Here is a 20,063-nt window from a genome sequence, read left to right as displayed (position 1 = left end):
ACCAACTAAGTTATCAATGATACAAAGTTTGGGTATCATAAACTATCCTTTTTGTCAATAAAAACAGGCATCATTCGCAACCACTAACCACCCCAGAACCCACAGCAGTAAAATAAACAGGCGAAAGGTTCAAAGATTAAAAAACGCCATCGCACCCTTTAAGCCCACCTGACAACGGAAACGGAAAATTAGCAATGCGTATCTCCCTAAACTGGTTGCGAGAATTAGTAGACATCTCGCTGAGCCCAGAAGAACTAGCCCACCTGCTAACAATGGCAGGTTTTGAAGTCGAAGATATCGAAAATCGCCGCAGTTGGGCGGATGGGGTCGTTATGGGTAAAATCCTCGACCGGCAACCCCACCCCAACGCCGATAAACTCAGCGTTTGCACGGTCGATGTTGGTGCCGGCGAAACCTTAAACATCGTCTGCGGGGCGCCCAATGCTCGCGCTGATATTCATGTAGCGGTAGCCGTTGTCGGAACCTATCTCCCCCAAATCGACTTAAAAATCAAACCGGCCAAACTGCGCGGCGTTCCCTCCAACGGCATGATCTGCTCGCTCGCAGAACTCGGCCTCAGCAAAGAATCCGCCGGCATTCATATTTTTGAATTAGAAAATCCTGTTTTGGGCAGCGACATTCGCCCCCTCTTAGGTTTGGATGACGTAATTTTAGATGTCACCGCCACCGCAAACCGCGCCGACGCCCTCAGTATGGTAGGCATTGCCCGCGAAATTGCCGCCCTCACCGGCGCCACCGTCCGTCTGCCAGAAGTTGCCGAACAAAAGCAAGCGCTTGGCAGTGGCGTGCAAGTTGAAAAATCCCTGCAAGCTTGCCCTATCTACATCGCCACCGAAATTGAAAACATCAAAATTGCCCCTTCTCCGGCTTGGTTGCAACAACGCCTACAAGCCGCCGGTATCCGCCCGATCAGCAATGTTGTAGATGTCACCAATTATATTTTGCTGGAATGGGGTCAACCGCTCCACGCCTTCGACCGCGAACGCTTACAAAATATTGCCGGTTCTCAAAGCTTGACAATTGGCGTGAGATATGCTAAGGAAAATGAAACGCTGAAAACCCTCGACGGTCAAGAACGCAACCTGCAACCGCAAAACCTTTTAATTACCGCCAATGACAAACCGGTAGCTTTAGCAGGGGTGATGGGTGGAGAAGACAGCGAAGTTTACGAGGGGACGCAAAATTTAGTCTTAGAAGCTGCGATTTTTGAACAAGCCCCCATCCGCCGGTCAGCCAGAGCCCAAGGTATCCGCACCGAAGCCTCAACGCGCTATGAAAGGGGAGTTAACCAAGCCGAATTAACGATAGCCTGCCGGCGTGCTGTACAGTTAATTGCAGAATTGGCTGGGGGAAATGCCATCAGCCAGCAAACCTCAACCACCGGCCCCGAAACCTATACCCGTTCTGTTACCTTGCGCCTTGAACGAGTTGATCAAATTTTAGGCAAAATAAAAGACGGTACCGGCCAACTGCAACCCGCCGATATGGAGAGGATTTTGGTTGCATTAGGTTGCACAATTAACAAAGGTGAAAAAGAGGGAATTTGGGATGTAACAGTGCCGGCTTATCGCTATCGAGATTTAGAGCGAGAAATTGATTTAATCGAAGAAATTGCTCGTCTTTACGGATACGATAACTTCTGCGAAACGTTGCCCTCAAAAACTGAAGCGGGATATTTACCCACCGAGCAAAAAGCAACAAGAGAAGTGCGATCAGCTTTTCGGGGTGCGGGTTTAACGGAATTAATGCACTATTCCTTGGTTCCGACTTCTGGAGAAAATCAAGTCGTTTTAGCAAATCCTTTGTTTGTGGAATATTCGGCACTACGAACAGAAATGTTAACCGCTCTTCTTGATGCCTTCCAGTATAATTTGGAACAAGGAAATGGGGCGGTAAATGGTTTTGAAACTGGCAAAATTTTCTGGAAAGAAGGCGAAAGTCTGAAGGAAAAAGAAATGATTGCCGGTATTATTGGTGGAGATCCATCAACCGGCCGGTGGGTACGCAGTGGCAAGGAACAAGCTTTAAGCTGGTTTGAAGCAAAAGGCGTCTTAGAAAGTGTATTTGAGCGCTTGAATTTGACAGTGGAATATAAGGCAGATAAAAGCGAAAATCGCTTACACCCAGGACGCACTGCTGCTGTATGGTTGCGTGGAAAACTGTTAGGAATTTTTGGACAAATTCATCCACAATTACGGCGGGAAAAAGGCTTGCCAGAAGCAATTTATTTGTTTCAATTTGATTTAGGGTTGATAGTAAATGCGTTATCTCAAGGGGCCGGTGTGCGCCGGTTTAGTGCCTATTCTACTTATCCCGCAGCAGATCGAGATATTGCATTTTTCGCGCCGGTGAGTGTGCCGGTGGGTGATATTGAACGCAGTATTTGCAAGGCTGCCGGTGGTTTATTGGAGTCGGTAGAATTGTTTGATGAGTATCGTGGTGTGAATGTGCCGGAAGGTCAACGGAGTTTAGCTTTTCGTTTAGTCTATCGGGTAAATGACCGAACGCTGACGGATACGGATGTTGAGCCGGTGCAGCAAAAAGTCCGCGATGCACTGATTAAAAATTTCAGCGTGACTTTGAGAAGTTAATCAATTGTCATTTGTCATTTGTCATTTGTGTTTTCCTTGGCCCTAAAACCCTTTTTCAAAGGATAAAACACCTTATGACAAATTTTTCCAAGTGACCAATGACCAATGACTAACTAAGTCAACTTAATTGTAGGATGGGTAGAGGAACGAAACCCAACACTCTCGACGCTTTGATGGGTGACACTTTGATGGGTTTTGCTTACGCTCTACCCATCCTACAATTAATTAAGTGCCTCTACTTAATGACTAATGACCATTGACCATTGACAAAATATGAACAAATACATAATGTGGGGAAGTTATTGTGCTGATGTTTTGGAAAAACGGGTTCCTTACCGTGAGGCACATTTAGAGGGAATTGCCAAATTAAAAGAGGCCGGTGTTGTTATGACAATTGGCCCCACAAAAGATTTAACAAAAGTGTTTGGAATTTATCAAGCCGAAGATGAGGAAACAGTAAGAAAAGCTATTGAGGCTGATCCTTATTGGCAAAATGGAATCTGGACAAAGTATGAAATAAAAGAGTGGATTCAGGCTTTTTGAAAAGATGTCTTATGTACGGGCAGTGCCCCTGTGCCTGCCCTGAACAATGACCGATTAAAATTTAACTTTATAAAGCTGAAACAATTCACCGGCCTGTTTTTTCTCAATTTTTACCTGAGAATCTTTCAGCAACTTTTCCCAAACATCCAACTCTTCTAAAAACACCTCCGCCCCTAAATAAGTCTCTAAAATTGACCAATTTTCCGCTAAAGGCGCATTGATATCTAAAACATCAAAAACAAAAGAACCGCCTGGTTTAAGCACCCGCTTTACTTGTGCCATGACACCTTGCCAGTATTCCAGGGGATAATAACAACTCCAGCCGGTAGCAAACACCAAATCAAACTGACCGCTATCATAATTTAACTCGTGAGCACCACCTAAATTCACTTTTTTAAAGAGCTTAGAATTCATTTGTGGGCCACGAGTATTTAAAGCTTCAACAGCCACCGTGCTAATATCTTGACCGTAAAAAAAAGCCCCCCAATCTCGCCAAGGATAGACCAAAAAACTCACCCCACAACCGAGATCCAAACAACGCTGATTTTTTTGTGGTTGGGCAATTTCCCAAAAACGAGAAGCAATTTTAGCCTCCAAAGAACCGGCAGCCCAATCATGGAAAACCTGCATTGCTTCTACTTCGGGCGGTAACTCAAAGGCTTGTCCCAAATATTGCCGGTTAAAACGCAACGCCACCGCATTTAACAAAGGCTGAACCGCATCAGCCGAAAAGGCAGAGTGTGCGGTTGATGCCGGTGTGCTGCCTTTTGGCGAGGAAGACTCTTGTTTTTTTGACATTCCTACCTATCGACCCTTCAGAGCCTTTGTAAAATTCTTGCGATAACTTTGGTTTGCCACCACCAACACCGGCCACAACAACGACAACTTAAGCCGGCTGGCAAAAGACTTCTCAAAATTCGTTTGGTTATAGCCCTTCCAGAACTTCCACGCCCCATAACCATAACCAACCAGTAAAACAAACACAATCAATTTAGGCATAACCAATCCCAAAGCTTAAGACTATGTACGATCATTCTCTAGTTTATCTGGTTTCCCTGTCCGTTGGTAGAACTTCAGAGACGGATGCCGTAAATTTTAGCCAATAGGGTTTATCCTTTAAGATAGGAAGATTACCCCAGGCAAGCCGGTATCTTCCACTTGCCAATTTTTGCCCTTGGTTTTCGTCCCCAATCTCCCTGGTCAAAGCCGAGTTAGTCTTTAACAAAAATTAACCAAAAAAATTGACGCTCGACCCAGAGTTTCAGCCACAAAAAATACTGGGTTATTTTTGGGACATCCTAACCGGCAATGGCGAGATAAACTCAGTCCCGCCACCACAGTAAACCCTCAAAAGCGGCCAACAACAATCCGACCAAAACACAGGCCATAAAATCTAGGATAATAAGAAGCAGCAGTAAAGACGGAAAAGCCAGCAAATTGTTAAGAAAAATCATAAATAAGGATACATTTACGGAGGACTTATGAGAGCAGTGTTGATGGCTGGAGGCTCAGGAACGCGGCTGAGACCGCTAACCTGCGATTTGCCAAAACCAATGGTGCCGGTATTAAATCGGCCCATCGCCGAACACATTATTAACTTATTAAAACGCCATAACATCACCGAAATAATCGCCACCCTACACTACTTACCAGACGTGATGCGAGATTACTTCCAAGACGGTAGCGAATTTGGTGTTCAAATGACCTATGCAGTCGAAGAAGATCAACCCCTTGGCACATCAGGCTGTGTTAAAAATATTGCCGAACTGCTCGACTCAACTTTCCTTGTAATCAGCGGTGATAGCATCACAGATTTTAACCTCACTGAAGCGATAAAATATCACAAACAAAAGCAATCAAAAGCCACATTAATATTAACCCACGTTCCCGATCCTATGGAATTTGGGGTTGTGATTACTGATAAAGATGGCCGTATTCGCCGGTTTCTCGAAAAACCCTCAAGCGGAGAAATTTTTTCTGATACTGTCAACACCGGCACCTACATCCTCGAACCGGAAGTTTTAGACTACCTGCGGGAAAACGAAGAAAGCGATTTTTCTAAAGACTTATTTCCTTTACTGCTGGAAAAAGACGAACCGATGTATGGTTTTATCGCCGAGGGATACTGGTGTGATGTCGGTCATTTAGACGCCTATAGAGATGCTCAATACGACGGTTTGCACAAAAAAGTCAAACTAGAATTTGCCTATGAAGAACGTTCGCCCGGTTTATGGATAGGTCAAAACACTTATATAGACCCGACAGCAAACATCGAAACGCCGGTTTTAATTGGCAATAACTGCCGCATAGGGCCAAGAGTTCAAATAGACGGCGGTAGTGTGATCGGAGATAACGTCACCATTGCAGCCGATGCAGATATTAAAAGGCCGGTGATATGGAATGGTGCGATCATCGGCGAAGAAGCACATTTACGAGCCTGCGTAGCTGCTAGAGGCGTGCGAGTAGACCGCAGAGCGCACGTTTTGGAAGGCGCAGTGGTGGGGCCCCTATCAAGTGTAGGCGAAGAAGCTCAAGTCAGCCCGAATGTGCGTGTCTGGCCGAGCAAAAAAATCGAGGCCGGTGCCACCCTCAATATCAACTTGATTTGGGGACAGTCGGCCCAGCGAAACCTCTTCGGACAACGGGGAGTATCGGGACTTGCCAATATTGATATCACCCCAGAATTTGCTGTCAAACTGGGCGCCGCCTATGGTTCTACGCTCAAGCCCGGTTCCTCGGTTACGGTGTCCCGCGATCAGCGCAGCATTTCGCGGATGGTGTCGCGTTCTTTGATAGCCGGTTTGATGTCGGTGGGAGTGCATATTCAAAACTTAGAAGCTACCGCCATTCCCCTTGCCAGAGCGATTATTCCTACCTTATCAGTGGCCGGTGGAATTCATGTGCGCTTGCATCCAGAGCGGGCAGATTCAATGTTAATCGAATTTTTTGACGAAAAGGGAATTAATATCTCTAAACCCCGCGAGAAAAAAATTGAGGGCGCTTATTTTAAAGAAGATTTCCGCAGGGCGCAAATTCAAGAAATTGGAAATATGGCTTATCCCAGTCAAGTGCTGGAACTTTACAATAGTGCCTACGAGAGTAATTTGAATACTCAAGCCATTTATCATAGCCGCGCTAAAGTTGTGATTGATTATGTTTATGCTGTGGCGGGGGCTGTGTTACCCCAGCTTTTGGCAAAATATGGCTGTGATGCGGTGGTGTTAAATGCGAGTTTAAATCAAACACCGCCGGGAAACGAAGAGAGAGAAAGTTTGCTCCTCCAACTTGGTCATGTGGTGGAAGCATTGCGGGCGAATTTTGGTGTCCAGGTGGCTGCTAATGGTGAGCAGTTAATTTTGGTGGATGAAGCCGGCAATTTGATTCGTGGCGAAATTTTGACGGCGGTGATGGTGGATATGATGTTAACTAGCAACCCTCGCTCTACGGTGGTGGTGCCGGTTCACTCATCCGGTGCTATCGAACAAATTGCCCGCCGGCATGATGGGAAAGTTGTTCGCACCAAAGCCAATCCTACAGCTTTAATGGAGGCTTGCCAAAATTTCCCAAATGTGGTAATAGGCGGCAGTGGTGAAATGGGGTTTATTTTCCCGCAACTGCATCCGGGGTTTGATGCGATGTTTTGCATTGGCAAGTTGATTGAAATGCTGACTTTGCAGGAGCGATCTTTGGCTCATATTCGTTCGGAGATTCCCCGTGTGGCTCACCGGCAATATAGTTTACGCTGTCCTTGGACGGTTAAGGGGGCGCTGATGCGTCATTTGGTGGAAATTCACCCGGCAGAAAATTTAGAACTAATTGATGGGGTGAAGATTTTTGACCGCAGCAGCGATAGTTGGGTTTTGGTGTTACCGGATGCCGGTGAGCCTTTGGTACATATTTTTGCTAACAGTAATGATCCTGACTGGGTAGATGAAAATTTGCGTGACTATCGGCACCGAATTCAGGCGTTTGTAGAGCAAGAATTTTAAGGGTTAGGAAGCCCTTTAGGGGTTACTACGAACAAACTCCTTAAAGGTTTTAGGACAAAAGAAAGAGTAAAATTAAATGGATAGATTGTTTAAGGATGACTTCGGGGTTTTATGAACAGTTGCATTTTGATGGCGGAAATTTTACAAAATCCGCAATTACGCTACACGCCAGACCAAATTGCTATCGCTGAGATGTTTGTGCAGTTTCCGGCGCTGAAGGCTGAAGACAAACCATCAACTTTAAAGGTGGTGGGTTGGGGAAATTTGGCCCAAGAAATTCAAGAGCGCTACCACCAAGGAGATCGGGTGCTGATTGAAGGCCGACTGGGTATGATTACGGTAACGCTGGCGGATGGTGTCAAAGAAAAACGTGCCGAGTTGACAGCTTCTCGCATTCATAATTTAGGGGCGGGGGGGGTTGAGTTTTCCAGCCATGTTGCTCAAAGAGCACCGGAAACAGTGTCAATGGCTGCACCGGCGCCGAGTAATGTGGTGCAGATGAGTCCTCGCGCTGCGGTACCGGCTCCCAAAATCACTGAACCGGCACCTAATAGCACACCGTCTCAGGAATGGCAATACACAGCGCAACCTGAGCCGAACCCCCGCCAAAGCGAAACGCTAAGAAGCGATTCAGATTCTTCGCTTGATGACATTCCTTTTTAAGAGATTTTTGTAAGGTTTGGTGGGCCGAAATAAGGGGGAGATTGGTCATGGGGCCGGTTAATTCTCCCCCCTTTTTTTCGGAAAAAAGAAACGTAACAAAATTAAACTTTATACGTTTCTAAAGTATGATAAAGGTGCGAAAAATTAAAATTGCCGGTTTTGGGGAATGCAAGGGAGCCTATGGCGAAGCGAACGACTATATCTTGGATTTCTGCATACAACTCGGCACCCAGTCTTCTACGAGAAATTCCTTTAAAAGCTCATAGGAATTTTCTTCCCAGCAAGGCTCAGGACACAACCATAAAAGATTAGTGACAACATCAAGAATAATCGCTTCCAGGTCGTTTCCTTCAAAGAGTGCGTTTAAAGCTGTTTTATCTCGGTAGCGGAGACTTTGCAGGGGTGAGGCGAAACTGACACTCGATGAATACCAGCCAGTCATTGCATCTGTTTCTGTATCTTGTGGGGTTTCAAGATAAGTTTGGGCTGGTTTTAATTTTGGGGAGCCTAAAGGTCGGTGAACTTTGGCTGCTTCGGCTCGTAAACTAAAATGCACTAATTCGACGTAGGCGGTATCCTTTGTTGTTGGTAGGCTCATAAGCACAAAAAAGGGGGGTGAATAGGTTTTCACGCTGGGGAGAATTTAGTAATTTTTAACAACAAGCTGGAAAATAGAAAATCCTTCCTGCCGGCAGTCCTCTACACCATCCATACTTCTTATGCGGAAGGAACAATGAATTTTTAGCTTGTTGATGCACCCCGTCCAAATCTTGCTGCTGGTTTTCTACCCTTTTCGATTTTAAATGCTTGATGCCTAGATTGGAAATGCCCTTTACCTTTGCTGTGGGGATAAAATGTGGCTTTATATTAATTATTGTTGCGAAAAGGCCAAATTTTCTAGGTTCTGGGGCGTTGAAAATTGGCTTGTCTTTTTTGGAGGGTTGGGGATTTTTATCTACAATCTGTAGGGGCATTTTTAGCTGTGTGAAGCGATGGCTTTTTTGATGGGATGTTTCAAAGTGGGTTTATGGGATGTTTCTCTGAGATGTTTCTTAATGTTGAGGGATGGGGGCGAGGGCCAAGCTTAGGAGACGATTTCAAGCATATTTAGCTGAAAGACTGCGCCAAAGGTTGTGGCGATTCTTTGCCTTACGGAGTTTGGGTCTATGTTTGGGATAAATTCGGCGAGGCTGCCGACCGGCTTGTGGGCGATGCCGCAGGGGATGATTTTTTGGAAGCCTTCGAGGTTGGGGTTGATGTTGAGGGCAAAACCGTGCATGGTGATCCACCGGCTGACTTTGATGCCGATGGCGGCGACTTTTCGATTTTCTACCCAGACGCCGGTTAAGCCTTCGATGCGTTCGCCTTTGAGGTTGTATTGATCAAGGACTTGAATGATCACTTCTTCGAGTTGGCGGAGATACCAGTGTAAGTCTGGTTGGTGGCGTTTGAGGTTGAGGATCGGATAACCGATTAGTTGCCCCGGACAGTGATAGGTTACTTCTCCGCCGCGTTCGATGCGGTGGATTTCATCGGGGCAAGTGGTGGGGTCAAATTTGAGGAATTCTAAGGTTGCACCGCGTCCTAGCGTGTAAACAGGCGGGTGTTCTAGCAATATCAGGATGTCTTCTAGGTCGGGGTTTTGCCGGCGCTGGTTGACGAGATTTTGTTGCCATGTCCAGGCGGTCATGTAGGGGACTATGGGCCGGTTGTACAGTAGACAGTTTTGCTGCGTTTGGTTTGGGTTGAGATTGAACAAAGGTCGGTTTTTTGGTTGAGGTTGGCGCTGACATTTTAAAACTTTTGGGGGCCGGTTGACCTGTTCACCGGCTCCGGGGGATGGCTGACAAGTGCTTTGAGAAGCGACTCGGCTGGTATGTCCAGGCAAAAATTAACTCTCAGATCGCTAGACGCAAAAACAAAAATGATATAAAATAGGGTAAAACTACCAAAAAATCAAGAGTAAATTGACTTAAATTTACTCGGAAATTGGGGAGAAAATTAATACGATTTTTCAAGGAATGCAACAGATTTTAAAGAGAAAGTAAAACTTGCTGTTGTTCGGAATACAAAGTGATATTCTGTAATTAGAAACAAATTTTTTGAGGAGAGGAGTTAGTTACAACCAGGCCATACCTACGGGACGCTACACAAATAGAAAGTGCGAACGGTAGGGCAGTTGTCGCCGTCGGGACGCATCAAGTTTATAAGCGCGACCCTTGTGGCAAAAGTGGTTTAGATAGAAATAGCGGAGTATTGCCGGTTGATCAATTCCCGCCAGAGGTCTTTATTTGTCCTCTGTGAACCATTGAGAAAGTCTAATAAACGTTGTGTTTGACGTCACGGTGGCTTTCGAGAATCGGCAAGAAAAAAACTCAAAAAAGTTCGGCTCTGTTTTTGATAAACAGGCCAGAAAAACGGGCCAATTCATTAATTTTAGGAAAGCGGTAATGACCGCCCCGCTTTCCCCTCACCGATGGTAATTGTCTTAGGGTGGGGTATTCAGCGGAAAATGCAAATATGAAGCTTGTTATCCATGGCAAAAATATTGAAATCACCGATGCGATTCGTGAGTACGTCAATCAAAAGATTGAGAAGGCGGTGAGTCACTTTCAGCATTTAACAATGGAAGTGGATGTACATTTGTCAGTGGCCCGCAATCCTCGGATCGGTTCTAAACAATCGGCTGAGGTGACAATTTATGCCAATGGTACTGTAATCCGTGCAGAAGAAAGCAGCGAAAATCTTTATGCAAGTATTGATTTAGTGGCGGATAAAATTTCGCGGCAATTACGGAAATATAAGGAAAAACGGCAGGATCAAAAAACTACTGCTCAGTCAATAGCAACGGCTGTCGAGGCTGAAGAAGCAACGGTTGTTTCTGATTTGATTGGCAATCGTACTGCGGAATTGCCGGCGGATGTAGTACGCACAAAGTATTTTGCAATGCCGCCCATGACGGTGCAAGAAGCTTTGGAACAACTTCAATTAATTGATCACGATTTTTATATGTTCCGCAATGCCGAAACAGGGGAAATTAATGTGATCTATGAACGCAAACATCATGGCGGTTATGGATTAATTCTTCCTCGCAATGGCAATGGGCAAGGAAACGGAAAAAATGGCAAAACTGCTGCCGGTAATAGCCCTTCTTTGAAGGAAGTTAAAAGCTAAAAAGCTAAAGTTGATGGGGTTGCTATGCCCACCTGATTGTAGGGTGGGATATCCCCACCGGCCAACCCAAAAACCAGCCGCTTCAAGAAACAAAAAAAGGTGGGCATAGCTAACCCACCTGGCAACCGAAAAACAGAAAAAGGTCGGCCTAGCCCAGCCTAGTTAGGCAATAGTTTGTAAGGTTTGCAAAGATTCTTGGATGTGGCCTTGAAAGTTCATCATAGAGTTAAAAATGTGGCGAATAACGCCGTCTTTGTCAATGACATAAGTGACTCTTCCTGGGAGTAAACCAAAGGCGGCGGCGGGGACTCCATAGGTTTTACGCACTTGGTTGCCGGTGTCACTGAGGAGACTAAAAGGCAGGTTGTATTTTTTGGCAAATTTTTGATGAGATTCTGGCGAGTCTCCGCTGACTCCGATCACTTCAGCACCGGCATCAATGAAAGTTTGATAATTGTCGCGGAAACCGCAAGATTCGGCGGTGCAACCAGGGGTGTCGTCTTTTGGGTAAAAATAGAGGACAACGGCTTTTTTACCGCGAAAATCTTTGAGGCTGACGGGGGTGCCGGTTTGGGAAGCAAGAGTGAAGTCTGGGGCGATGTCTCCAACTTTGACGCTCATTTTTTTGCGGGTGGCCTTTCGCTCACAACAATGTTAACTTTTGTTATGTTAGCGCGATTAGGCTTATTTTGGTTTATAGGCGATGAATTCTAGGCCAGAAACAGAAAATTCTACTTCTTGCCATTCGCCTTGTTTTGGGTTTAAGTTTTGATAGGCTTCTTGAGTTAATAAAATTTCGTTTCTTTGGGCTAAGTCTTCTCCAAGTTTGGCGGCGAGGTTAAATTCACTTCCATACATATCATGGTTGTCAATCATTAAAATTTTTCCGTAGCCGATGCCAATACATAGATGAATGTCTTTTTCTTCGGGGAGGATGGTGTTGACGGTGCCGGTGAGTTGTTGCAATTTAAAAGAACATTCTACGGCTTGGTTAACAGTAGGAAATACGGCAAAAATATTATCGGCATCTTGTTTGATGAGTTTGCCACCCGTGCTTTCTATGGCAGGAATAACAACGGTTTTCATTTGATGAATCATTGCCAAAAAGTGAATGATACCGTAGCGGAAGGTTGTCCGCGAAAACCCAGACATATCAATGACTAAGATCGCGTGAGTTTGGCAAAATTTTTCGTAAATTTGTTGGTCGATTTCTTCTTGTTTTTCTGGGTACTCGTTTCTGAGTTGCAAGAGTTTATTGAGTTGTTCCTGGGTGTTGTTCATTGTGGATGATGCAGCCTAGGGAATAAACAATTACATCATACATTATGGGGGCTAATCTAAATAACACCGGCGTTGTAGAGCTTTTTGGAGCAATTTTTGATAGTCTGAGTTGGGGATGATGTAAGAGCCAAATCTTTCGAGGTGGGGGTTATCCATTTGGGCATCAAATAAGACAAAGTTGCGTTTTCTGAGACGTTCAACAAGTTTTACCATTGCAACTTTTGAGGCTTCGGGAATGCGATAAAACATCGATTCGCCGATGAATGCGCCGCCGATGACGATGCCTAAAATTCCGCCGGCGAGGTCGTTTCCTTGCCAAGTTTCAAAACTATATGCCCAGCCGGTTTGATACATTTCGTAATAAATTTCTTTGAGTTCCGGGGTGATCCAGGTGGTTTCGCGGTTGCTGCATCCTTCAACGACGGCGGGGAAGTCGCGGTTTATGGCGATGGTGAAGCGGTTGGAGTTGAGGACTCGGTTGAGGGATTTTGGATAGCGAAAGCGGTCATCGAGGGGAATGAGGGCACGTTCTTTGCTAGAGTACCAGTCGAGCTGGTCTTCGTCATCGATTGCCATCAGAAAGTAGCCTTGGGCATAACCAGAGATGATGGCGGGGATGTCGTATTTCATTGTTTGTTTTTGAGAGTATGGAGGGATGAATATTCAGATTATCGCTTTTGTTGTGGAATCAATGAGGAGATTTTTTAATAAGGAGGAAAGCTTTTTGCTTGGTTGGTGTTTTAGAATGGGGCTATTTTGTTTGGGATGAGGTTATGTCTGCTGATTTGGAATGAGTTTTATAAATTGATGCGGTGCTGCGAAATAAATGCCGGTTAACGATAGGATCTGTGGCTAATTGTTTGGAAGTGAGAAAGTAAATAATTAAGAATACTTTTGCTGCTTTGGGATATTATTTCATTGCTTTGATTGAGTTGATAGCTATTTTTAGGTAAGTATATATGGACAAATAAACCCCGTTTCTTGTTGTAGTGAGTTTACTTTTTGAACATAAGAATCGCACAGATAAGTAAGTCAACTTAATTAAACTCTATATGTAATGTAGGTTGGGTAGAGGAACGAAACCCAACACTCTCAACGCTTTGATGGGTATCGCTTACGCTCGAAGCATCCTACAAATAATTAAGTGCTTCTACTTAGCGGTTAAAAACCGGCCTTAACCCATTCTACTGTCAAAAAGCCCGACAGCCATAAAATAGATCCCCCCTTGCCTTAAAAAAAGACATTTTTCCTCTTGTTCGCTGCCTTTTCAAGACACAGCGAGGGGGGATGTTTTGCTAACAAGCTTATGCCTGTCGTGCAGAATCGAGAATTTCGCGGACGCGATAAATGGGCCGGCCTTGGGATTCGTGATAAGTTCGCATCAGCAACTCTGCAAGTAAACCAAAACTGAATAACTGTACACCGGCCAGCAACAGTAACACAGCTAAAATCAAAAGAGGCCGGTTGCCAATACTTTGCCCTAAACCGAATTTCACGAAAGTGAGATACATTCCGATAATTGTTCCTAGACCCATACAACCTAAGCCAAATAAGCCAAAAACGTGCATAGGACGGGTGAGGAATTTTTTAAGGAAAAAGATGGTTAACAAGTCCATAAGGACGCGGAAGGTGCGGTCTAAACCATATTTGCTTTTGCCATACTGACGCTTGTGGTGGCGCACCGGCATTTCTGTAATTCTCGCACCTTCTATAAAAGCTAAAGCCGGTAAAAATCGGTGCAATTCTCCGTAGAGATTGAGATCGGCGACGAGTTCAGCGCGGTAGGCTTTAAGGGAGCAACCATAGTCGTGTAATTTTACGCCGGTGACTCTGGCGATTAGCCAGTTGGCAATTTTTGAGGGGAGGAGGCGTTTGAGGGCTGCGTCTTGCCGGTTTTTGCGCCATCCGCTGACTAAATCGTAACCTTCGTTTAATTTTTCAACGAGGAGGGGAATGTCGGCGGGGTCGTTTTGGAGGTCTCCATCCATTGTAATCACAACTTTACCGAGAGCATAATTGAACCCTGCTGCCATTGCGGGGGTTTGTCCGTAGTTGCGGCGTAGTAATATGGCTCGGAGGTAGGGTTGTTTGGTTTTGGTTAGCTCTCGCAAAAGTTCTTGAGAGCCGTCTTTTGAACCGTCATCTACACAGATGATTTCGTAGCTTAGGCCGCTTTCTGTGAGGGATTGGCTGATAGCAGAGATGAGATGGGGTAAGCTTTCTACTTCGTTGTAAATGGGTACGACGACAGAGACATCGGGGGTTATTTCCGATACTAAATCTTGATCGGATGTTTGCCTTTGGGTTAATAAAGGAATTTTCATAGGGTCGGTTCTGGGTACAATCTCACACCAAATTTTCTGTAGTATATATGAGCCGGTCTGTGATTGGGGATCAGGGAAGTTTTTGGGGGAAATTTTTAAACCCAGCCGCTAAAGTCACCGGCAAATTGTGGCAGAGATAAAAGGTGAATCTGGGGGTTAAGTTGGGCTTGGTTTCTTTCGTCGGCGGTGTTGTATCCCCAGTCTGCCAGAAATAAACCTACTCCCGCTAAGTCAGGTTGTTGTTGCACAAGTTGCAGGGTTTTGAGCCGGTCTTCGACAAACCAAATAAGGGTATTTGGGGGGGAGTGATCGATAAGTTCTTTTAAAATTGTTTGTTTGGGGCGTTTTTGTTCTTTTCCAAAAATAAGTTGCTCTGGAAAATTGAGGTTTTGTTGTTCTAAAAGTTGACGAACAAACCGGCCTTCTTTGGTGGTGATGATAACTGTTTTGTGGGAGGTTTCTAGGAGTTGTTTGATTTTTTCGAGGGTACCGGGATAAAAGCGGTGATAACTAAGCCAGTCGTTTAGGTTTGTGGCGATCCATTGATCGCGTAAATTATCGAGTTTTGCGCCTAGCTCGACGGCTTTGAGGTTTTCTTGTAAGAGGAGGGTTTGGGCGATGCTGGGCCAGTTTTTGAGGATTTGGGGTTCGTCTATTCCTTGTATTAAGGCGTGGATCAGCAGGGGCATTTCCCAGCCGGTTTCGATGACAGGACGAAGACGATAAAATTTTGGGGCTAGGTCTGCGGGGGGTGTGGGGTTGGGGGGTTGCCAAATCAGAGTATAGGTGCGCCATGCGGCTTGATAATACTCTAGCAGTCCGTCACAGAGGACTCCATCAAAGTCAAGGGCGAGGATGTTGGGGGCAAGCAGCATGGCGGTGAGGGATAGGATTTTGGAGATTTAGAAGCGGTGAATAGCTGAGTTGCTTTTTATGATGGTACAGGATTGATGGCTTATGACAAAAACCAGCACTGAGTTTTTTAAGGGGGTGATCAGTGCTGGCCATGAGGTGCAAAAATTTTATTTAGTTTTGAGTTTGGCTTTTTAACTGGGGTGCAAGGATTCGAACCTCGGAATGGCTGGACCAAAACCAGCTGCCTTACCACTTGGCGACACCCCATTGCTTGTTTCCTTAAGTATATTAACAGCAGCGTACTAGGGTTTGTCAATAGTTTTTTAGATTTTTTTTAAATTTTCTTGGAAAGCTTACGGGGTAAGGGTTAGCGGCTACTTTGTGGACAAGGGGTGAAGTGGGCCACCATTCTTGAGGATGATGCTGAGGAGGGTGTGCCGGTGAGTTGTGGGGGGTAAAATATGTGTGGGGTGTCTGTAAGGCTTTGCTGGCCGGCTGGAGAGCAATAATTTTGGCGCAGGCTTTGGGTGTTTTGAGATGTTTGGGTGTTTTGGGATGAGGCTAGGAAGTGGTTTAGGGTTATGAGATGGCGAGTCACCAGATTGGGCAAAGATTTTTTTAAAAAAATTAATATTTTTTCTGAGAGGGATTTGAGAAACGCTTACCGGGGGGTTGATAAAATCAATTTTGTCTGCGTTTTGACAAGGGAATTGTCATTTTATTGCAGTCGGAGCTTTTTCTGGCTGTCTAAGGTGTGAAAAACTCTTTAGCCCAACAGCAGTTAGAAGGCAACTTTTGGGCATTATGTAAATCAGAGCTATGGAGCAGAGCGCTGATTCCTCTTTTCTGATGGGGCCGGCAATTCTTGGAGATTTTAAATTTGAAATTTGAGATTTTAGATTGCAAAATCGCTTTGCCAACCTGCGAAAAAGATATCTTTTTTAAGGTTAGGCATGGTAAAATTAGTATTTATCAGGAACAAAATTGAGGAAAAATGAACGTTATCAAGCAGTAGGGACAATTAGGTTGGTGGATAACAGGGGAGGAAGTTAAAATGAGGATTTTAGATAGGATATTTTTGATGAGGAGACGGCCTTTTCAGTCTGGGTGGTTACGCACTGTTTTAATAGTAAACATGGGAAAATTAATGTTAATCAGGAGAAAAAGTTATGACATCTGAAAGTTATCAAACAGTGCCAACAATTATGGCGGTGGATGATAGTGCTGTGACTCAAAATTTGGTCAAACGCGCTTTAGAAACCGAGTATAGGGTTTTATTGGCGGATAATGCTGTGGATGCTTTGTCTTTGATTTATCATCAACCGGTTTCTCTTTTATTGCTGGATATTACAATGCCGGGAATTGATGGGTTAGAGTTATGTCGTACGATTCGCAATTTGCCTCAGTTTCAAAAGTTGCCGATTATTATGTTAACGGCGCGAGATGGAACTTTTGATAAGGTTCAGGGCCGGTTGGCGGGGGCGACGGAATATTTAACGAAACCTTTTGATGCTGATACTTTACGTCAGGTTATCAAAAAGTTTACCCAGTCGTCGGCGGCTTCTGATAAGGCTCCTAAAGTGTAAGTTTTTTTGCGAGGATGAAGTGTATCAGTGACAGGTTTTTTGGGCTTTTATTGGGAATATCGGTCAGGGGTTGACAAATTTTAGGAGGGGGAAGATTATGGTGTTTAGATTGGCGTGTTGGAGGGGAAAGTAAAAATCATAAAGCTCAAAATTGCCGAAGGGAAAAAAAGTTTTAGGAAAGGGGAGAAGATTAAGTTTTTAACTAAGAAATTAGGCGTTTAATTATGGCTATATCAATACCGCTAATGGGTACAAATGATGGCGAGAACCTGCCTAGTGTGACTCGGCAATTTTTGCTTTTTGGTCAGGGGGGGAGTTTGTTTGCTGTAGAATTAATTTGCGTTCGAGAAGTGCTTGGCGCGAGCGAACAACCGATATCGCCGGTGCCGAATACTTTGCCTTTTTTGTTGGGGTTGACTAATTTGCGGGGGGAAATTTTAGCGGTGGGAGATTTTGGCCGGTTTATTGATGCGGAATCGGCGGATATTCAGCACCCTCAAAGTCGGATTTTAGTCTTAGAATCTTCTAATTTTGAGCAGCCCTCCGACATGATTCGTATGGGATTGGCGGTGGCTGGGGTGGAGGGCGTTTTGTCTCTGAATCCCGATCATATTGTTTCGGCGGTTGAAGTAAGCGAAGAATTGGCTCCTTTATTGAAAGGTTTGTATGATTGTGAGGGCCGATTATTGATGATTTTAGATGTGGAAGCTATCACTAAATCGGAACGATGGTAATTTTTTTAAAAAAAAGTTATATACTTTTATATTAGCTTAAAAAGGAAAGGAATAATGCTGGAAACAACCGAGGTTTCATCAAAATTTGTTGGGGAATTTGTGAATGGCAATTTAGCCTTAATTCATGGCTTATCTCTGTTAATTTCTGGTGCTTTGGAAGGAATAATTTTTTTAGTTTTTTTATACTTTATCAAGCAGCGATTACAGTTAAGATTTAACCGACTTTTGTGGTTAGTAGGGGCTTTCGTTTTGACGAGTGCAATTGCTCATTTAACAGAAAGTTGGGCGTTTTGGAATATTATAACCAACAAAGCCGGTGCGAGTGGTAGTTATTTTTGGGCGGGGATATTCAAAGCTGCGAATGCCGGTGTTATGGGGGTATTGGGCTTATTTTTAATAGGTTTTCTTCCCAAAGCCTTGACTATATTAACCCCAGCCGAAGTTGAAGAACAAAAAAACCAATTAAAAACCGAAATGGAGGCTTACCGGCACCAAGTAGAAAGCGAAAAAGACAGATTTTTTATGCTTTCGTTGGACTTGCTGTGCATTGCAGATGTTAACGGTAAATTCAACCGGCTAAACCCTGCTTGGGCAAATAAACTGGGCTATAATCCTCAAGAATTAGAAGGAAAATATTTGCTGGATATGGTGCATCCAGATGACCAAAAATTCACCGCCAGCGAAATACAAAGACTACCTCAAAATGGTAATAGTGTTTATTTTGAAAACCGCTATCGGTGCAAAGATGGCGAATATCGCTGGCTGGCGTGGGCTGCAAAATATTTTGGTGATCAACAATTGATTTATGCAGTGGCTCACGACATTACAAATAATAAACAAACCGAAGAACGTTTTACGCAACTAACCCGCGAACAAGAGCGTTTGTTGAAAGAATTAAATAACCGCCAGAAAGCCCTTGATCGAGCCGCTATTGTCAGCGAAACTGATTTAAGAGGAACGATTACCTTTGTCAATGATAGTTTTTGCCAAATTTCCGGTTATAGCCGCGAAGAATTAATCGGCCAAAACCACCGTCTGATTAATTCTGGCTATCACTCTAAAGCCTTTTTTCAAGAAATGTGGGCAACGATTTCTAGCGGAAGGGTTTGGAAAGCGGAGATTAAAAACAGAAACAAAAATGGTGGTTATTACTGGGTAGATTCAACGATTGCTCCCATTTTTGATGCCGCCGGCAATATTGCTAAATATATCAGTATTCGCTTTGATATTACCGAAAGAAAACAAGCAGAAAAGCAACTGGAAACTCTGGCAACTGAGCGTAAAATGGAGGCTGATGCTCTGACAGAGCAGGTAATTAAACTGTTAAATGATATTAAAGGCGCCGCCAAAGGTGATTTGCGGGTAAGAGCGGCGGTGAGTAATGATATTTTAGTGGCGGTTGCGGAATCTTTTAACTTTTTGTTGGATTCTTTGCGCCAAGTTGTTACGGGTATTCAAACAGTGGCGCTGGAAGTGAGAACCGGCACTCGTGAATCAATGAGAAACACAAATGAATTAGCGACACAAGCCCAAAATCAAGCCCAACAAATTGAACTGGCATTAGAGCAAATTGAGGGCATTGTTAGCTCTATTAAAGAGGTTTGCCATATTTCTCAACAAGCGGAACAAGTGGCTCAACAAGCGGCTCTTACGGCTCAGGCGGGAGGTGTGGCTGTTGATCGCACGGTGGAGGGAATTAATGAACTTCGACAAACTATTTCCCAAACCGGCAAGATGATTAAACGCTTGGGTGAAAGTTCGCAACAAATTGGTAAAATTGTCACTTCTATTTCTAAAATTGCCTCGCAAACTAACTTGCTGGCGCTGAATGCAACAATTGAAGCTGCAAGAGCCGGTGAGCAAGGTTTGGGGTTTGCTGTGGTGGCTGAAGAAGTGCGAAAATTGGCGGAACGTTCCACAGAAGCAACGGAAGAAATTTCGGAGATTGTTGAGCAAATTCGCAGCGAAATAGAACGGGTTATGCAAGCGATGGAGTCGGGAATTCAAGAAGTTGTTACCGGCACTCAGCTTGCGGCAGAAGCCAAAACTCATTTGATTGCTATTATTGAGGTGAGCCGGCAAAGTAATGTGTTTATTAATACGATTAATCGTGCGGCTCAAGCTCAAGTTTTGGCGGCGGAAGATATTGCTCATCGCGTCCAACAAGTAAGTGAAATTTCTATAACTACGGCTCAAAAAGGCCGCGATGTTTCGGCTTCTTTGAATGGGTTGGCTGCAAGTGTGAGTGAGTTGCAAAGATCGGTGGAAAATTTTAGGACTTGAGCCGTTTTTAGCAGGGGTG

The 20,063-nt window shown here is 44.5% G+C and carries 18 protein-coding genes and 1 tRNA gene; 8 read left to right on the top strand and 11 right to left on the bottom strand.

The genetic code is table 11. The annotated features are described in order from the left end of the window. Positions 1-194: 194 nt before the first annotated feature. Together pheT and NG798_RS18420 are read left to right on the top strand one after the other, a co-directional pair. On the top strand, positions 195-2,612 hold the full coding sequence (gene pheT / locus NG798_RS18425) for a phenylalanine--tRNA ligase subunit beta (protein WP_261225160.1): 2,418 nt from the start codon (positions 195-197) through the stop codon (positions 2,610-2,612). A 273-nt stretch (positions 2,613-2,885) separates the two neighbouring features. Then, positions 2,886-3,155, top strand: coding sequence for a YciI family protein (locus tag NG798_RS18420; protein ID WP_261225159.1), 270 nt, complete (start codon positions 2,886-2,888; stop codon positions 3,153-3,155). Between the two features lie 54 nt (positions 3,156-3,209). Here NG798_RS18420 and NG798_RS18415 read toward each other — a convergent pair whose 3' ends face one another. Together NG798_RS18415 and NG798_RS18410 are read right to left on the bottom strand one after the other, a co-directional pair. After that, complete coding sequence (locus tag NG798_RS18415; RefSeq protein WP_261225158.1) at positions 3,210-3,953, bottom strand: class I SAM-dependent methyltransferase; 744 nt, start codon at positions 3,951-3,953, stop codon at positions 3,210-3,212. 6 nt (positions 3,954-3,959) lie between these two features. Continuing rightward, the gene (locus NG798_RS18410; RefSeq protein WP_261225157.1) at positions 3,960-4,154 is read right to left on the bottom strand and encodes a hypothetical protein; all 195 of its coding nucleotides are present in this window, start codon (positions 4,152-4,154) and stop codon (positions 3,960-3,962) included. Positions 4,155-4,636: 482 nt separating this feature from the next. Here NG798_RS18410 and NG798_RS18405 point away from each other — a divergent pair, with 482 nt between their 5' ends. Further along, positions 4,637-7,144 carry a mannose-1-phosphate guanyltransferase gene (locus NG798_RS18405; protein ID WP_261225156.1) on the top strand — a complete coding sequence of 836 codons (2,508 nt, stop codon included), beginning with the start codon at positions 4,637-4,639 and terminating at the stop codon, positions 7,142-7,144. Between the two features lie 111 nt (positions 7,145-7,255). After that, a complete protein-coding gene (locus tag NG798_RS18400) occupies positions 7,256-7,807 on the top strand; it encodes a single-stranded DNA-binding protein (protein WP_261225155.1) in 552 nt (183 codons plus the stop codon). 196 nt (positions 7,808-8,003) lie between these two features. On the opposite strand, the gene NG798_RS18395 is transcribed toward NG798_RS18400, so the two are convergent. The 3 genes from NG798_RS18395 to lipB form a co-directional block, all read right to left on the bottom strand. Beyond that, positions 8,004-8,405, bottom strand: coding sequence for a hypothetical protein (locus NG798_RS18395; RefSeq protein WP_261225154.1), 402 nt, complete (start codon positions 8,403-8,405; stop codon positions 8,004-8,006). Positions 8,406-8,460: 55 nt separating this feature from the next. Then, positions 8,461-8,781, bottom strand: a complete 321-nt coding sequence (locus NG798_RS18390; protein WP_261225153.1) for a hypothetical protein — start codon at positions 8,779-8,781, stop codon at positions 8,461-8,463. Between the two features lie 110 nt (positions 8,782-8,891). Continuing rightward, positions 8,892-9,497 (bottom strand): lipoyl(octanoyl) transferase LipB, encoded by a 606-nt coding sequence (gene lipB, locus NG798_RS18385; RefSeq protein WP_261225195.1) that lies wholly within the window; start codon positions 9,495-9,497, stop codon positions 8,892-8,894. An 830-nt stretch (positions 9,498-10,327) separates the two neighbouring features. On the opposite strand from lipB, the gene hpf reads away from it, so the two are divergent. Next, positions 10,328-10,981 carry a ribosome hibernation-promoting factor, HPF/YfiA family gene (gene hpf / locus NG798_RS18380; protein WP_261225152.1) on the top strand — a complete coding sequence of 218 codons (654 nt, stop codon included), beginning with the start codon at positions 10,328-10,330 and terminating at the stop codon, positions 10,979-10,981. A 162-nt stretch (positions 10,982-11,143) separates the two neighbouring features. Here the strand turns inward: hpf and NG798_RS18375 are convergent, their stop codons facing one another. The 6 genes from NG798_RS18375 to NG798_RS18350 all read right to left on the bottom strand — a co-directional run bounded on the left by NG798_RS18375 (position 11,144) and on the right by NG798_RS18350 (position 15,708). Then, positions 11,144-11,602, bottom strand: coding sequence for a peroxiredoxin (locus NG798_RS18375; RefSeq protein ID WP_261225151.1), 459 nt, complete (start codon positions 11,600-11,602; stop codon positions 11,144-11,146). A 63-nt stretch (positions 11,603-11,665) separates the two neighbouring features. Continuing rightward, positions 11,666-12,262: an adenylate/guanylate cyclase domain-containing protein gene (locus NG798_RS18370; RefSeq protein WP_261225150.1), complete on the bottom strand. Its 597-nt coding sequence runs from the start codon at positions 12,260-12,262 to the stop codon at positions 11,666-11,668. 51 nt (positions 12,263-12,313) lie between these two features. Next, positions 12,314-12,892 (bottom strand): leucyl/phenylalanyl-tRNA--protein transferase, encoded by a 579-nt coding sequence (aat, locus tag NG798_RS18365; protein WP_261225148.1) that lies wholly within the window; start codon positions 12,890-12,892, stop codon positions 12,314-12,316. A 674-nt stretch (positions 12,893-13,566) separates the two neighbouring features. Next, the gene (locus NG798_RS18360; RefSeq protein WP_261225147.1) at positions 13,567-14,586 is read right to left on the bottom strand and encodes a glycosyltransferase family 2 protein; all 1,020 of its coding nucleotides are present in this window, start codon (positions 14,584-14,586) and stop codon (positions 13,567-13,569) included. Between the two features lie 95 nt (positions 14,587-14,681). Beyond that, positions 14,682-15,461: an HAD family hydrolase gene (locus NG798_RS18355; RefSeq protein ID WP_261225146.1), complete on the bottom strand. Its 780-nt coding sequence runs from the start codon at positions 15,459-15,461 to the stop codon at positions 14,682-14,684. 175 nt (positions 15,462-15,636) lie between these two features. Further along, positions 15,637-15,708 (bottom strand) — tRNA-Gln (locus NG798_RS18350). A gap of 902 nt (positions 15,709-16,610) precedes the next feature. Between NG798_RS18350 and NG798_RS18345 the strand changes: the two genes are divergently transcribed. From NG798_RS18345 to NG798_RS18335, 3 genes are all read left to right on the top strand, one after another. Beyond that, positions 16,611-17,027, top strand: a complete 417-nt coding sequence (locus tag NG798_RS18345; protein WP_261225145.1) for a response regulator — start codon at positions 16,611-16,613, stop codon at positions 17,025-17,027. A 224-nt stretch (positions 17,028-17,251) separates the two neighbouring features. Then, entirely contained in the window at positions 17,252-17,761 is a 510-nt protein-coding gene (locus NG798_RS18340; RefSeq protein ID WP_261225144.1) for a chemotaxis protein CheW, read from the top strand. Between the two features lie 54 nt (positions 17,762-17,815). Next, entirely contained in the window at positions 17,816-20,044 is a 2,229-nt protein-coding gene (locus NG798_RS18335) for a PAS domain-containing methyl-accepting chemotaxis protein (RefSeq protein ID WP_261225143.1), read from the top strand. Positions 20,045-20,063 lie beyond the last annotated feature (19 nt).

Origin of the sequence: Ancylothrix sp. D3o, assembly GCF_025370775.1 — a bacterium.
In the GTDB taxonomy this organism is placed as follows: domain Bacteria; phylum Cyanobacteriota; class Cyanobacteriia; order Cyanobacteriales; family Oscillatoriaceae; genus Ancylothrix.
Note: the sequence above shows the minus strand (reverse complement) of the source record. Positions and strands in the feature narration are given on the sequence as shown.

Coding starts and splice junctions, on each gene's coding strand:
- NG798_RS18370 (WP_261225150.1), bottom strand. CDS start 12,262: ATGAACAACACCCAGGAACAACTCAATAAACTCTTGCAACTCAGAAAC.
- NG798_RS18390 (WP_261225153.1), bottom strand. CDS start 8,781: ATGCCCCTACAGATTGTAGATAAAAATCCCCAACCCTCCAAAAAAGAC.
- NG798_RS18395 (WP_261225154.1), bottom strand. CDS start 8,405: ATGAGCCTACCAACAACAAAGGATACCGCCTACGTCGAATTAGTGCAT.
- NG798_RS18345 (WP_261225145.1), top strand. CDS start 16,611: ATGACATCTGAAAGTTATCAAACAGTGCCAACAATTATGGCGGTGGAT.
- NG798_RS18400 (WP_261225155.1), top strand. CDS start 7,256: ATGAACAGTTGCATTTTGATGGCGGAAATTTTACAAAATCCGCAATTA.
- NG798_RS18415 (WP_261225158.1), bottom strand. CDS start 3,953: ATGTCAAAAAAACAAGAGTCTTCCTCGCCAAAAGGCAGCACACCGGCA.
- hpf (WP_261225152.1), top strand. CDS start 10,328: ATGAAGCTTGTTATCCATGGCAAAAATATTGAAATCACCGATGCGATT.
- NG798_RS18355 (WP_261225146.1), bottom strand. CDS start 15,461: ATGCTGCTTGCCCCCAACATCCTCGCCCTTGACTTTGATGGAGTCCTC.
- NG798_RS18340 (WP_261225144.1), top strand. CDS start 17,252: ATGGCTATATCAATACCGCTAATGGGTACAAATGATGGCGAGAACCTG.
- lipB (WP_261225195.1), bottom strand. CDS start 9,497: ATGACCGCCTGGACATGGCAACAAAATCTCGTCAACCAGCGCCGGCAA.
- pheT (WP_261225160.1), top strand. CDS start 195: ATGCGTATCTCCCTAAACTGGTTGCGAGAATTAGTAGACATCTCGCTG.
- NG798_RS18410 (WP_261225157.1), bottom strand. CDS start 4,154: ATGCCTAAATTGATTGTGTTTGTTTTACTGGTTGGTTATGGTTATGGG.
- NG798_RS18405 (WP_261225156.1), top strand. CDS start 4,637: ATGAGAGCAGTGTTGATGGCTGGAGGCTCAGGAACGCGGCTGAGACCG.
- NG798_RS18335 (WP_261225143.1), top strand. CDS start 17,816: ATGCTGGAAACAACCGAGGTTTCATCAAAATTTGTTGGGGAATTTGTG.
- NG798_RS18375 (WP_261225151.1), bottom strand. CDS start 11,602: ATGAGCGTCAAAGTTGGAGACATCGCCCCAGACTTCACTCTTGCTTCC.
- aat (WP_261225148.1), bottom strand. CDS start 12,892: ATGAAATACGACATCCCCGCCATCATCTCTGGTTATGCCCAAGGCTAC.
- NG798_RS18360 (WP_261225147.1), bottom strand. CDS start 14,586: ATGAAAATTCCTTTATTAACCCAAAGGCAAACATCCGATCAAGATTTA.
- NG798_RS18420 (WP_261225159.1), top strand. CDS start 2,886: ATGAACAAATACATAATGTGGGGAAGTTATTGTGCTGATGTTTTGGAA.